The 14,408-nt window shown below is 31.5% G+C and carries 13 protein-coding genes; 11 read left to right on the forward strand and 2 right to left on the reverse strand.

From position 1 onward, the window contains the following. The first annotated feature begins 235 nt into the window (after positions 1-235). Genes AB8B90_RS07400 through AB8B90_RS07415 form a run of 4 tightly spaced genes read left to right on the forward strand, consistent with a single transcriptional unit; the run spans position 236 to position 4,901 of the window. A complete protein-coding gene (locus tag AB8B90_RS07400; RefSeq protein ID WP_405335247.1) occupies positions 236-838 on the forward strand; it encodes a ribonuclease HII in 603 nt (200 codons plus the stop codon). Positions 839-865: 27 nt separating this feature from the next. Then, complete coding sequence (locus tag AB8B90_RS07405) at positions 866-3,298, forward strand: ribonuclease HII (protein ID WP_405335249.1); 2,433 nt, start codon at positions 866-868, stop codon at positions 3,296-3,298. A 36-nt stretch (positions 3,299-3,334) separates the two neighbouring features. Continuing rightward, positions 3,335-4,384 (forward strand): nucleoid-associated protein, encoded by a 1,050-nt coding sequence (locus AB8B90_RS07410; RefSeq protein WP_405335251.1) that lies wholly within the window; start codon positions 3,335-3,337, stop codon positions 4,382-4,384. Then, a complete protein-coding gene (locus tag AB8B90_RS07415; RefSeq protein WP_405335253.1) occupies positions 4,371-4,901 on the forward strand; it encodes a hypothetical protein in 531 nt (176 codons plus the stop codon). Before AB8B90_RS07410 ends, AB8B90_RS07415 begins: the two co-directional genes overlap by 14 nt. 23 nt (positions 4,902-4,924) lie before the next feature. Here AB8B90_RS07415 and lipB read toward each other — a convergent pair whose 3' ends face one another. Next, positions 4,925-5,626, reverse strand: a complete 702-nt coding sequence (lipB, locus tag AB8B90_RS07420; RefSeq protein WP_405335255.1) for a lipoyl(octanoyl) transferase LipB — start codon at positions 5,624-5,626, stop codon at positions 4,925-4,927. Positions 5,627-5,678: 52 nt separating this feature from the next. After that, positions 5,679-5,834, reverse strand: coding sequence for a YqaE/Pmp3 family membrane protein (locus AB8B90_RS07425; RefSeq protein WP_405335257.1), 156 nt, complete (start codon positions 5,832-5,834; stop codon positions 5,679-5,681). Positions 5,835-5,954: 120 nt separating this feature from the next. Between AB8B90_RS07425 and AB8B90_RS07430 the strand changes: the two genes are divergently transcribed. From AB8B90_RS07430 to AB8B90_RS07460, 7 genes are all read left to right on the forward strand, one after another. Further along, on the forward strand, positions 5,955-7,016 hold the full coding sequence (locus AB8B90_RS07430; protein ID WP_405335259.1) for a response regulator transcription factor: 1,062 nt from the start codon (positions 5,955-5,957) through the stop codon (positions 7,014-7,016). A 110-nt stretch (positions 7,017-7,126) separates the two neighbouring features. Continuing rightward, complete coding sequence (locus AB8B90_RS07435) at positions 7,127-7,573, forward strand: DUF1573 domain-containing protein (RefSeq protein WP_405335261.1); 447 nt, start codon at positions 7,127-7,129, stop codon at positions 7,571-7,573. A 5-nt stretch (positions 7,574-7,578) separates the two neighbouring features. Next, entirely contained in the window at positions 7,579-8,466 is an 888-nt protein-coding gene (locus AB8B90_RS07440; RefSeq protein WP_405335263.1) for a hypothetical protein, read from the forward strand. A gap of 103 nt (positions 8,467-8,569) precedes the next feature. Beyond that, a complete protein-coding gene (lysS, locus tag AB8B90_RS07445) occupies positions 8,570-10,264 on the forward strand; it encodes a lysine--tRNA ligase (protein WP_405335265.1) in 1,695 nt (564 codons plus the stop codon). A 108-nt stretch (positions 10,265-10,372) separates the two neighbouring features. Then, a complete protein-coding gene (locus AB8B90_RS07450) occupies positions 10,373-12,040 on the forward strand; it encodes a hypothetical protein (RefSeq protein ID WP_405335267.1) in 1,668 nt (555 codons plus the stop codon). A 134-nt stretch (positions 12,041-12,174) separates the two neighbouring features. Next, a complete protein-coding gene (locus AB8B90_RS07455; RefSeq protein WP_405335269.1) occupies positions 12,175-13,431 on the forward strand; it encodes a fibronectin type III domain-containing protein in 1,257 nt (418 codons plus the stop codon). Positions 13,432-13,563: 132 nt separating this feature from the next. Continuing rightward, positions 13,564-14,408, forward strand: an 845-nt coding sequence (locus tag AB8B90_RS07460) for a DUF5117 domain-containing protein (protein ID WP_405335271.1), incomplete at its 3' end; no start/stop codon positions are given.

Here is a 14,408-nt window from a genome sequence, read left to right on the forward strand (position 1 = left end):
AGCGTCATTAACCATGTTAACTTTAATTTCATAAAACAATTATTTGAGTTAGTCTAGCGCAAACTTCTTAATAATATATTAAATAAACAAGTATTTTTGCCAAAAAAATGTTAACAAGCTGACAATTAAAATGTTTATTAAATAATTGCACAATTAATGTGTTTACTGCCCTTTAGATGCGATAGTTTGCAAAAGGTTGCGTTAAAATTTTAACTTTGTTCAAACTTTAACTTTTTTGAGCCTAAAAACCAACTTTTCAAAATTAGATTTAGAATGCGGAACAGACGAAGCAGGAAGAGGCTGTTTAGCTGGCCCTGTTACAGCTTCAGCCGTTATTCTACCTGATAACTTCAGAAATTCGGCACTCAATGATTCAAAACAACTTTCAGAAAAAAAAAGAGAATCCCTGAAACCAATTATTGAAAGTAATGCCATTTCATTTGCAGTCCATCATATTTTTGAAGAAGAAATTGATAGCATTAATATCTTGAACGCATCAATTCTTGCCATGCATAAATCTATTGAATTACTTATGCCCCAACCAAATTTCATTATCGTTGATGGAAATAGATTCAAACCTTACCAATCAATCCCTCATGAAACCATAATTAAAGGCGATAGTAAATTCTTGTCAATTGCAGCAGCTTCTGTTCTAGCAAAAACTCATAGAGATGCTTATATGGCTAAAATTCATGAAGAGTTCCCTATGTACAATTGGAAAAAAAACAAAGGCTATCCTACAAAAGAGCATCGACTTGCAATAAAAAAATATGGAACAACTAAATACCATAGAAAATCTTTTAGATTATTACCCGAACAATTAAAATTAGAACTGTAACTTTTTATATTTGTAAAAACCTTTTCAATGAAAAAAATTTGGTTGCTAGTCATCTTATGCGTTTTAACTTTTAGTTGCCAGAACGACAAAAAAACAGCTTCAGATATCATAAATTACATTCCTGAGAATTCATCAGTGATTATTAAGACTAATTCTCTTGAAAGCTTAAAGAGTGGTGTAAGCACAAATACGCTACTGCAGGAACTTCTCAAGTATCCTCAAATACAAGATTTCAACAGCAAACTAAAACCTGTTTCTTATCTTAAACCAGAGCAAGAATGCATTATAACTTTATCAAAAGATAAAAATGATAGTCTTGAAATTAGTTTTATCACCAATTTTAAACCCTCGGTTTTTGAGTTGGATTCTATTCCGAACATTGTATCAGAAACTTTTATCGCTAATAACATATCCATTTCTAAACACGATATAAGCAACTCTGTTTTCTATTCAACCATAAAGGACAGTGTTTTGTTTATTTCTAACCGACTTAAATTGGTTGAAGACTCTTTTAAAGACAAAATAACACATCCAGAATTAAAGAAATTATTAGATGTATCTAACAAAAACAAGTCTGTTTCAGTATTACTTAATCTCAAACAGAATGTTTTTAAACCATTAAATTTTAAAGATTCAAAATTAAACGCCTCTCAAATTTCAAATTATTTACTTCTAGATGGGGACATTTCACAAAATAATATTGTTTTAAATGGAATCACCAAGGCAACAGATTCAACGAAGAGCTTAATCAATACTTTTAAACACAATATCCCACAAGAAAACAAATTAGCTGCTGTTATTCCATTTGACAGTGATTACTTCTTGAGCATTACTTTCAGTGATATCAAAGTTTTTGAAGAACAACTTGGCAAATACCAAATTTTTGATTCCATATCAAAAGATTTACATCCATTTGAAACCATAATTGAAGCTGGTTTTTTTGAAAAAGATGACAAAAGAGCTATCATTCTTCGATCTATTGATGCAATCGCAACAAATGAGGAATTATCGAAACTCAACCATTCTACTTTTAGAACTATTGAAATTTACAATTGGGAGAATCATGAAATGATAAGCACTTTATTTTCACCTTTTATCCCCGAAACAAAAATATCTTACTACGCAGTTATTGAAGACTTTTTTATTTTAACCAAAGACTTAGACTTTTTAGAGCAAATAATATCAAATTTTCAAAATAACACAACGTTAACTGAAACTCCGTCTTTTAAAGATACAATGGAACATCTAAGTGATGAGTCATCGCTTTTCATTTATTCTAATGGAAAAGATTTAAATACAATTCTGAATTTAAACTTTGACGGAGATCAAAACTTAAATTTAAAGGATTATAAAGCAACTGCGACACAATACATATATGATACTGATTTTGCACATGTGAATTCAGTTTTTAAAACACATAAATCGCGATCAAAAAATAATACTGTAACTGAAGAACTAAATATTACACTTGATGCAAGCTTACTGAATGAACCTCAACTTTTAAACAATCACACCAACAATCAAAAAGACATTGCAATTCAAGATGTAAATAATCATCTTTACCTTATTTCAAATCAAGGAAAAATATTCTGGAAAAAGAAAATCGGTGGAAAAATACTCGGAGACATCGAACAGATTGACATGTATAAAAACGGACGATTACAATTAGCATTTGCTACATCTAAAAAATTATATGTTTTAGATCGAAACGGAAAAAATGTCTCCCCTTTCCCTCTAAGTTTTAATGATGAAATCACACAACCACTCTCTGTATTTGACTATGATAAAAAAAGAAAATACAGACTTCTTGTAACTCAAGGAAACAATCTATTGATGTATGATCAAAAAGGTAAAATTGTTACAGGATTTAAATATAAATCTGCCAAAAACAATATCACAACTCAACCTAAACATATTAGATTAGGCCGAAAAGATTATATTATTTTTGCTGAAGGTAGCTTAATGGAAGTTTTAGATCGCGTTGGAAAAAGAAGAGTTAATGTTAAAGAAAGTTTTGATTTTTCTGGTAACGAAATTTATCTCTACAAAAATAAATTCACCACAAGTAACACAAGGGGTGAATTACTAGAAGTAAATCAAAACGGAACCGTTAGCCACAAAAACTTAAATCTAAGTGAAGAGCATTTCATAACAACGACTAGCAAAACACTAGTCGCTTTATCAGATAACAAACTGACGATAAAAACAAATACTATTAACTTAGATTTTGGTGTTTACACAGCTCCAAAAATATTTTACATCAATGATAAGATATATGTTTCAGTCACCGATTTACAAGCAAAAAAGGCATATCTTTTTGATAGCCAAGCCAAGCCCATAAAGAATTTCCCAGTCTATGGAAACTCATCGATTGAAATGGACGATATCGACAATGATAATGATCTAGAAATCATTGTTAAAGGCGATGATAATTCTATTATTATTTACGAAATCAACTAAGTCAATTTTTCTCAGCATTTTCTATAAAATTACAATATGATAAAACGCACAAAAGCCTCAATTTCAAAATGCATACTTCACAAAGTTGGCAATAAATTCAACAGCACAAAAAATGCATTTTCAGAACAAGAACTTGAGTTTGATGAAATGAGTTACGATCTTATTTTACCATACTTATTGCGTCCGTTTTCAAATTTAGCTGAGTCCTATCGTTTCAATCATCATTCCAATGTTGAGTTAAATGAAATCAATAGTTATGTATCACAATTATTAAATGATGATTCTGATTTTATTGAGGTTTCAAAGCACATCGTAATGCATCTTTTTGAGCAATCCAATTCGGCACAAATAAAAACTGGAGATGTTATCATTTGTATGTTTCGAGACCTTCAATACGAAGACTATTTGACTGATGCAGTTGGTATATTTAAAGTCGAAAATAAATCACACTTTTTTCAGACGTATTTAGAAAATGGTAGTTACGATATTATTACCCAAAAAGGGATCAAAACCAAGAAAGTCGATAAAGGATGTATCATCCTTAATGCCGCTGATGGCGAAGGCAAAATCGTACTTAGCGTAGATCATAATAATTATGATGCTCAATACTGGATAAAGAGTTTTTTAAATGTAAAATATCCTGACGATTCAAATGAACACACAAAAAACTACATTGAGATGTGTCGTGAGTTTTCTAAGGATGTTATGCAACCTCAATTTGGCGGACAAGAACAAAGTAATTTCTTAGCAAAAACGGTTGATTTTTTCAAAGAACACGAAATCGTAAACATAGAAAGTTTCAAAGAAGATGTATTTGAAAAAGAAGATGCCCTAGAACTTTTTGAAGACTACAAAAAAAATTACGAAAACGATCACAATATCTTAATAAGAAATCAGTTTGATGTTTCAGAAATTGTATTAAAAAAACAGAAACAAAAGATTAAAACTGAAATTAAGTTAGACACGAACATTCAAATCAAGCTTGATGTTGACGCTCCTGATGCTTCTGCAGAATACTTAGAGCGAGGCTATGATGAAGAAAAAAAGATGCACTTTTATAAAGTCTTTTTTAATGAGGAAGGTTAAAAAAATAAAGCACCATAAACAGTTATTAACAATACTCCTAATAGGTACTATTTTCTCATGCTCAACTGAGAAAAAACCTCCATTCAATTTACCTAATAACGCTATGCAACTGATTGCAGGTGACTCTGCTAAAGTATGGAAATTAGCAAGACGTTTTAACAACAATACGAGAATGAATATGGGAGATTGTTTCCTATCCTACAGAGCAACATATCTTAAAGACAGTATTATGCATGACAATAATGGTCAACAATATGACTGTGGAGAAACTTTAACTGCTAATTGGTCCTTGTATCATAGTGATGATAATTACCCTTACATTAAATTAAAAGGTGGTAAACTAAAAGAATTAATGAATCTGGATAAAGATTACAAGTTTTTTAAAATACTAGATTTAAGCGAAAAACAATTGGTACTAGAATTTAGACACAAACAATTTTCTTCAAAAGAAACTACTATAGTTGATGTATTTGTTCCTGAAAACATTTCAGTTGAAGATCGTGAATTTCATTGGTAAACAATAAAAATACAAGTGATTTATTATACTTTAAATTCAGCTTCAAAAAGCACTTTGAAGTGGCTTAAGAGTTTTGCTTTTACCTCAGCTTCATCAACTCTGTCAACTCCTAATTCAACATTAAGAGACGTTACTGCTTTACCTCTAATACCACATGGAATAATATTATCAAAATAGCCTAAATTAGCATTTATATTAAGTGCAAATCCATGCATCGTAACCCAACGACTTGCACGAACTCCCATTGCACAAATTTTTCTTGCAAATGGTGTTCCGACATCAAGCCAAACACCAGTTTCTCCAGGACTACGTTCGGTTTTCAAACCATACTCAGCTAAAGTGAGAATAATCATTTCTTCTAAAAATCTGAGATATTTGTGGATATCGGTAAAGAAATTATCTAAGTCTAATATTGGGTAGCCTACAATTTGACCTGGACCATGATAGGTAATGTCGCCTCCTCTATTTATTTTATAGAATGTTGCTCCTTTTTGCGTGAGTTGCTCCTCAGATAATAATAAATTAGAAACATCACCACTTTTACCTAAAGTATAAACATGAGGATGCTCTACAAACAGAAAATAATTATCGGTTGACAAACCTAATTCTTCTCTTCTATTTTTAATTTTAGTATCTAAAATTCCTTTAAATAGTTCCTCTTGATAATCCCAAGTCTCTTTAAAATCTTTTGTACCTAAATCTTTAACTTGAATAGTCTTATTCATAGATTACAAAATTACGATAATTTATAAGATTCTTTACCCTTTTTAAAACTTGCTATTCAGGACTATTTAAAATAATTAATGCAGCAATGACACCTGGTACCCAGCCGCAAATCCATAATAAAAAGACGATGAAAATAGAACCACAACCTTTACCTATTACAGATAATGGCGGAAAAATAATAGCGAGAATAACTCTCCAAAAACTCATAACTTTAATTTTGATGATTGATGATGTAATTATCTGACGTTCTATTCATTAATTTGTTACACTAAAGTATTTATCTGCGATCCCATTTTCTATTAAGAGAAATTATAGTAGTTTAGTACTGTGAGATATTTGGTTTTAATAGTTCTATTTATTTTCTTCGGAAAGGTTACTTATGCACAACATCATTTTGATGGTTACATCGACAATGATCGCTGGCAAAGTGATGTTTACCTATCAGTTATTGAAGATTATCGAACATTGCAAGGAATAAATGACGAACAAATCATCACAAAAGTAGCTTCTGATAGTTCTGGTTATTTTCAGTTTAATGGAAACCAATTAGATGCTGAACAAAAAATTTACAAATTACATGTAGATAATTGTGACACTTATAACCAAAGTAGTAATCATTTTGACGGACATTGTGCCGACAGTAGAGACATTCTTTTTATTGCCAAAAGCACAGACAGCATTAGGTTTCCGCTGTCATTTGAAGCCCAAATGTTTTGTGATATCGTCTCGAGTAACCCGAAAACAGCTTCCTTTATTAAAATCGATTCTTTAAAAGAAGAAATGAAGTTTGCTTATAGCGAATTTAGAAGTAAAGCCAATCGTAATTTAAATAATAAAAAATGGTTTAAATCACTTCAAAACTTCGGAGAGCAACTCAATGAACCACTTGCAGAACTCTATATTTATTCGTTTTTATCAGAAAGAGGTAATCAATTTCACAACTATTATTTAGAAGATTTAAAGACCAATAACTATTATGACGATTTATTAGTACGACTAAAAACTAAGTATCCAAACTCAAGTTACACCAAACAATACGAATCTGAATTAACTTCAGATAAATTCATAGTATCACCTTCTTTAGAAGAAGAATCTAATTTTAATTGGACACTTTTAATTACAGTGCTTCTAATTCTTTCTGCATTATTGAATTTATGGTTTGTGTTTTCTGCTAAAAAAAGAAAACAAAAAAAACAACTCGATACTAAAGCACTTTTAACTAAACAAGAACAAAATGTTTTAGAACTTTTGCTTAATGAAAATACCAATAAAGACATTGCTGAAACACTATTTGTAAGTGTAAGCACTGTAAAAACTCATGTGAATAATGTTTACAAAAAATTAAATGTAAACTCTAGAGACGAACTAAAGTCACTGTTTAACAATTAGTTACAAAATTCAACCCGAGTACTAGTACTCATTTCCAACCCAAAATAGTCCTCTTTTTTTATTTCAAATCTTGATGTTTGTGAATGTATTAATCAAAAAAACGAACAGATATGACACATCAAGTATGTATTAAAAAACAACACAGAACACATCATTTTATTTCAACAGTAATCTTATGTTTTACTTTACTTTTTAGTTGCACAAACTTTGCACAAGAACAAAATGATTTGGGAGTATTTCATTTTGAAGAAGAAGTCATCGATTATGGCGACATTGCGCAAAATGACAATGGCGTAAGAACATTCAAATTCACTAATAGAGGTCGTGCTCCAATTGTAATTTCAAAAGTAAAAACCACTTGTGGCTGTACAGTTCCTACGTATCCTAAACAAGCAATTTTACCTGGCGAAACAGCTTCAATAGATATCAAATATGCAACAAACAGAGTTGGTACTTTTTCAAAAACGATAACTGTGATGTCTAATGCAGATGAACCTCAAAAGAAACTCCGTATAAAAGGCAACGTTATAGCAAATAATAAAGTAGCAACTAACTAATTATTATGAAGCATTACTCATTATTTTTGGTAACAGTCTTATTTTCAATTGTTACTATTGCGCAAGACATCAATAAAGAAATTGTTATTGGTGATGACAAGCCCTTTTTATTAGGAGAAATCAATAAAAATGGTTTAACTTCTGAAAACTACAATACATGGTTCTCAAAAAACCATAACGATTATAAAATTGATCATACCACAATAAATGCTATAGGTAAAAAACTAAAAGCATATCAAATTACAATATTCATGGGAACTTGGTGTGGCGATAGTAAAAAGGAAGTGCCTCGATTTTATAAAATTCTAGAAGCGTGTAATTATCCTATGGATCAATTAAGTGTCATTGGATTAAGTCGGAAATCGGACATGTACAAACAAAGTCCAAATCACCATGAAGCTGGATTAAACATACACCGTGTTCCAACTTTCATCTTTTACAAAGACAAAAAAGAAGTCAATCGTATTGTTGAACATCCTGTAGAAACTCTTGAAAAGGATATTTTGAACATTTTAGATTCTAACAAGTATAAATCTAATTATCAAATTGTTACTAAAGTAAATAACATCCTAATCAAAGATGGACTTAATGGTCTAAAAAGACAACGAAGGAAACTACTAAAAACTTTTACAGGAAAAGTAATAAGCATGTCTGAATTAAACACTTATGCTCGCACTTTATATTCCACTAATAGATTTTATGAAGCTATAGAAGTGTGTGAACTAAACACCATATTGTTTCCTAATAGTTCAAGAGCTTACGAAAGTTTGTCTATCGTTTTAGATGCCAACGGACAAACGAATGAGGCCATAAAAGTCATTGAAAAAGCGATTAAAAAATTTCCAGAAAATGAAGATCTTAAAGATAATTTGAAAGATTTAAAATCAATATAAAACATTGAGCAAGGAGAAAGACCATTAGGATTGTAAAACCTAATGGTTTTTTTACGTTAATTCTTGCAAATAATGTAATTTTGCACCTCAAAATACATTTAGCATGCAGCTTTCAGAACAAGAATTAGTACGTCGCGAAAAACTCGCAAAATTAAGAGACTTAAACATCAACCCCTATCCTGCAGATTTATATCCTGTAAATCAAACATCCAAGCAAGTTAAGGATGGTTTTGAAGAAGGAAAAAAGGTGATTATCGCTGGTAGATTAATGTCTCGTCGTATTCAAGGAAGCGCAAGCTTTGCAGAACTACAAGATAGTGCTGGACGAATTCAAGTGTATTTCAATAGAGATGAAATTTGCACTGGAGACGATAAAAGTAAATATAATGATGTCTATAAAAAACTATTAGATATTGGAGATTTTATTGGTATTGAAGGTGAATTATTCACTACTAAAGTTGGTGAAAAAACAGTGATGGTTAAAGATTTCACGCTTTTAAGTAAATCTTTAAAACCTTTACCATTACCAAAAACAGACAGTGGAGGAAACACCTTTGACGAATTCAACGATCCTGAATTACGTTACAGACAGCGTTATGCAGATTTAGTTGTGAATCCGAATGTTAAAGAAGTCTTTGTAAAGCGAACAAAACTATTCAATGCCATGCGCTCATTCTTTAATGATGCTGGCTATTTTGAAGTTGAAACACCTATATTACAGCCTATTCCTGGTGGTGCAGCCGCTAGACCATTTATCACACATCACAATAGCTTAGATATACCATTATACATGAGAATTGCTAACGAATTATATCTAAAACGATTAATTGTTGGTGGCTTTGATGGTGTTTACGAATTCTCTAAAAACTTCAGAAATGAAGGTATGGATAGAACACACAATCCTGAGTTTACAGCAATGGAAATCTATGTATCATACAAGGATTACAACTGGATGATGGATTTCTGTGAACAATTATTAGAGCATTGTGCAATAGCAGTAAATGGGACGACCGAAGCTACATTTGGTGAACATAAAATTAATTTCAAAGCGCCTTACGAACGCGTGACTATGGCAGATTCTATCAAGCATTTTACTGGTTTTGATATCACAGGTAAAACTGAAGATGAAATACGTCAAGCAGCAAAAGACATGGGAATTGAAGTAGATGACACGATGGGTAAAGGAAAACTAATTGATGAAATTTTTGGTGAAAAATGTGAAGGCAATTACATCCAACCAACTTTCATCACAGACTATCCTAAAGAGATGAGTCCATTATGTAAAGAACATCGGGACAACCCAGAGTTAACTGAACGTTTTGAATTAATGGTCTGCGGAAAAGAAATCGCAAACGCATACTCTGAGTTGAATGATCCTATAGACCAACGTGAGCGTTTCGAACATCAACTAAAACTTGCTGAGAAAGGAGATGATGAAGCAACCAAATTTATTGATTATGATTTTCTTCGCGCACTAGAATACGGTATGCCTCCTACTTCCGGAATGGGAATTGGAATGGATCGTTTAATTATGTTCCTTACAAATAACCAATCCATTCAAGAAGTATTATTCTTCCCTCAAATGCGACCGGAAAAGAAGCAAATTGAAATGACTGAAGAAGAAAAGTCAGTTTTTGAAATACTCAAAACGAATTCACCAGTGGTTCTTAATGACTTGAAAGCACAATCTGGATTAAGTAATAAAAAATGGGACAAAACTATTAAAGGATTAACGAGTAAAAAAGTAGCCAAAGTTACTAAAAGTGATGATGGTCTTTTCGTAGAAATGGTTTCATAAAAATCAAAAAAACTTAGATATTAATATCAAAAGGAATTACAGGAATGTAGTTCCTTTTTTGTTCAAAATACATATATTTAAAACTTAAACTTTTCAATGATTTTACATATGCGTAAATCTTTAATCTTATTACTTTCAGTAGTCTTTTGTTTAATTCAATATTCCGTTTCAGCTCAAAATGATACAATCTGGTATGATAAAGAATGGAATGAAACTTCAAAATTTCATGCAGAATTTTTCAGACCTAAACCAAAAAAAGTAAATGGAAAACACATTATTAAAGATTACTACATTAATGGTATTTTACAAATGGAAGGTGCTTCTATAGCTCAAGACACAACCATTTTTGATGGCGAAGTAAAACATTTTTATAAATCTGGAAAAATTGAAAGTAAAACCAATTTCAAGAATGGAAAATTTCATGGCACAGCAACTGAGTTTTTTGAAGACGGACAAATGAGACGAGTTCAATCCTTTCAAAACGGGCAATTACAAGGCGAATACAAAGAGTTTTATTCCAATGGAGAACTCAGAGGTCGAATAGCATTTAAAAACGGAGCTATGGATGGTCTTTATCAAGAATTTTATGATAACGGCAAACAGAAAACAATTCAAACCTTTAGTGAAGGTGAAAAAAATGGAGATTATTTAGAATATTATAGTAATGGAGACTTGAGATATTCAGGTCATTTTGAAAATGGCATACTTCAAGGTGAGGCTAAAATGTACAATTCTGAAGGCAAACTTATTAATTCCGGAAGCTTTCTTAATAACAAAAAACATGGTGTTTGGACCACTGTTGGATATGACAACACAATTGTATCCAGAACGTATGACAATGAAATCTTAGATGGCGAAATGACCTTTGAAATGAAACGGTCTGAAGCTTCTAAAGAAGAATATTATAAAGGCAGAGGTCTTTATGAACACGGAAAATTAGTGTCTTGGACATTAAAAAAATTATACAAGAATGAATACCTTCCATATCGTACGATGCGCCTAGAAAATGATAAGGTCGCATGGAAAAATTATCATGATAATGGTGAGCTTTATTCTGAAGTATCCTACGGTGAATACAATACTGAAGACGGAAATTGGAAATTTTATTATCCGAATGGAAAAGTCAAGCACGATATCACATTTTTAGCTAAAGATTGCTATGATAAAATTTACGAAATCGAAGAAACAGTCATTGAATCGGTAGATGATTATAATGAAGCTAATGGTACACCAGGTGTGCCAAGTGGATACCTTCCGGAAGCTTTAACAAAACAAGAAAATTTTGATTTTTATTATGAATGTGAAGCTTCTGCGCAAGGAGATTACACTCATTTTTACAAGAATGGAAAACCTAAACTTAAAGCTGCTTTTAAAGATGGACAACTGACTAAAGATCTTTTGTACTTCAATAAGTCAAACAAAAAATCAACATTCGATTTGAATGATGATTTAGCAAATTTTGATGAGTTAATACAAATTACTCCAATAAAGATTGAATCGAATGAAAATATTGACAATTCTAGTATTGAACCAGAGCCTTTCGAGATTATCATTTATTATGAAAACAGCTACTATTCAGAATCTGAAATCAAAAAAGTAATTGTCCACCCTATATTTAAAGCTTACATCTTAAAACTAAAAACTGACTCGCCGTTTTTCTCAAAACTCCTCGTAGAATTAAATAAAAACGAAGCCGCTAATTTTGGTTATAAAAACTTTAGTAGACGATTATATTATAAATTAGAGTCTTATAAAAAATACAGTTATGAAGATTAAAAATCTTCATCTATTTTTAATTTTAAATTGGTATTTAAAGATGAAATAAGCCTCATAACGAATTAATCCTCAGTAAAAGAAGAATTTTTACTACATTAGCACTCAGCTATAAATAAGAAAAACACACCCAAATTATGAAAAAGCTAAGTTTCCTATTGTTATTTGCATGCCTAACTTTCGCCTGTAGTAGCGATGACAGTGACGACACAGTAGACGCATGCGCCAAAGCAACAAACATTCAAGTCGATAATATCACAGCAACAAGTGCAACCTTAACATGGAATGATTCTAATAATGCTGGCTCTTACTTTATTGAATACGGAGTTTCAGGATTCGCTATAGGGTCAGGTACAACACTAATCGAAACTAGTACTTCTAGAGAAATCATAAACTTGTCACCAGAAACGACATATGATGTCTACGTACAAGTGGTATGTAGTACAGATAATTTGAGCATGTATTCTGATATTTATAGTTTTACAACAGGTACATTACCTGTAGTGCCAGAATTTAGACCACTACTTTCTGAATTAAATTTATTCTCTGGTAACCTTGGAGACTTACAACCTTCTCCGTTTACTTTTGTTTATGATTTAAATACAAGATTATTTACAGATTATGCAACTAAACAACGTTTAATAGCATTACCAGCAGGTGAGAAAATGACTTACAATGGTGATGGATTTCCTTTATTTCCTGACAATTCTGTAATTGCAAAAACATTTTATTACAACAATAATGAGACTGACTTAAGTCAAGGTAAAAATATTATTGAAACAAGAATTATTATTAAAATAAATGGTTCATGGGAATCAGGAAACTATAGATGGAATGCCTCTCAAACAGATGCAACATTAGATACAGATGGTGGTGTTGTTCCAGTGACCTGGATTGACGCTAATGGTGCTTCACAAAATGTAGATTACGAAATACCTGCAAGCGCTGACTGTTTTACTTGTCATAGTAATAATTCTGAAGGAGCTATAATCGGCCCAAAATTAAGAACGATGAACTTCGACATCAATGGTGTTAATCAATTACAAACTCTAATTGATAACGACATGCTTGACGGATTAACAGACCCAAGTACAGTAAGTGTACTACCAAATTGGGAAGATTCAAGTGTTGGCTTAGAAAGACAAGCTAGAGCTTACATGGATATTAATTGTGCACATTGCCATATTGAAGGTGGCTTTTGTGAAATACAATCAGATTTGAGATTGGCTTATGAAACAGATTATGGTGAATCATTTATTTCTGAAAGACGTAATAGCATTTTAGCTAGAATACAAAATACAATTCCAGACTATGGAATGCCACTCATTGGTACTACTGTACTCCATGATGAAGGTGTATCGCTTTTAGTGGATTATATAAATTCACTTGAATAGATTAAATAACAAAACATAAATAAAGCCACTATCACAGTGGCTTTTTTTCGTTAAAAAAACATTAAATCGCACTATTGACTGTTATACTCGTTGAGTATTTCTTATTTTCACGTATTAATTTAAAATTCAACCATTTTGAAAAATCTCTCCTACAAACTACTCATTGTAGTTTCGCTATTTTTTATAGCATCATGTTCCTCTACTAAGGAAGCAAGTAAATCAAAAAAAGGAGCTGCTACAGCTGCTAAAAAACCAGTAAAAAAGCCTGGCAAAAATGACATCAAACCTTTTAGCAAAGTCATAACTAAAGACGCTAAAAGTGATGAAGGTCTGTTTACTGTGCATACTTTAGACGAAAAATTCTTTTATGAAATTCCAGATTCATTATTTGATCGTGAAATGTTAATGGTAACTCGAATTTCTAAAACTGCTAGTGGCTTAGGCTTTGGCGGCGGAAAACAAAACGAACAAGTATTGCGTTGGCAGAAAAAAGGAAAAAAAGTGATTTTGCGTGTAGTTTCTTATAACGTTTTTGCTGCTGATTCTCTTCCTGTTAATGAAGCCGTTGAAAACTCAAATTTTGAACCTGTATTATTTACTTTCCCAATAAAAGCATTTGGTAAAGATTCTACAAGTACTGTAGTTGATGTTACACCATTATTTTCAAAAGATGTTAAATCTCTTGGGTTGCCTAATTTCAGAAGAAGACCTTATAAAGTTTCAAGATTAGAAAGTGACAAGTCGTTTATTGAAAGCGTAAAGAGTTATCCTAAAAACATAGAAGCTAGACATGTAAAAACTTATGCTGCTGGTTCTCCTCCATCTAATTTTAGCACTGGAAGTATTTCTATTGAAATCAATAACTCTATGATTTTACTACCAGAAAACCCTATGAAACGCCGTTACTTTGACGAACGTGTTGGCTGGTTTACAAGTAGCCAAACAGATTATGGACAAGAAGACCAAAAAAGTAAGAC

Origin of the sequence: Psychroserpens sp. (genome assembly GCF_045105015.1) — a bacterium.
Classification (GTDB): domain Bacteria; phylum Bacteroidota; class Bacteroidia; order Flavobacteriales; family Flavobacteriaceae; genus Psychroserpens.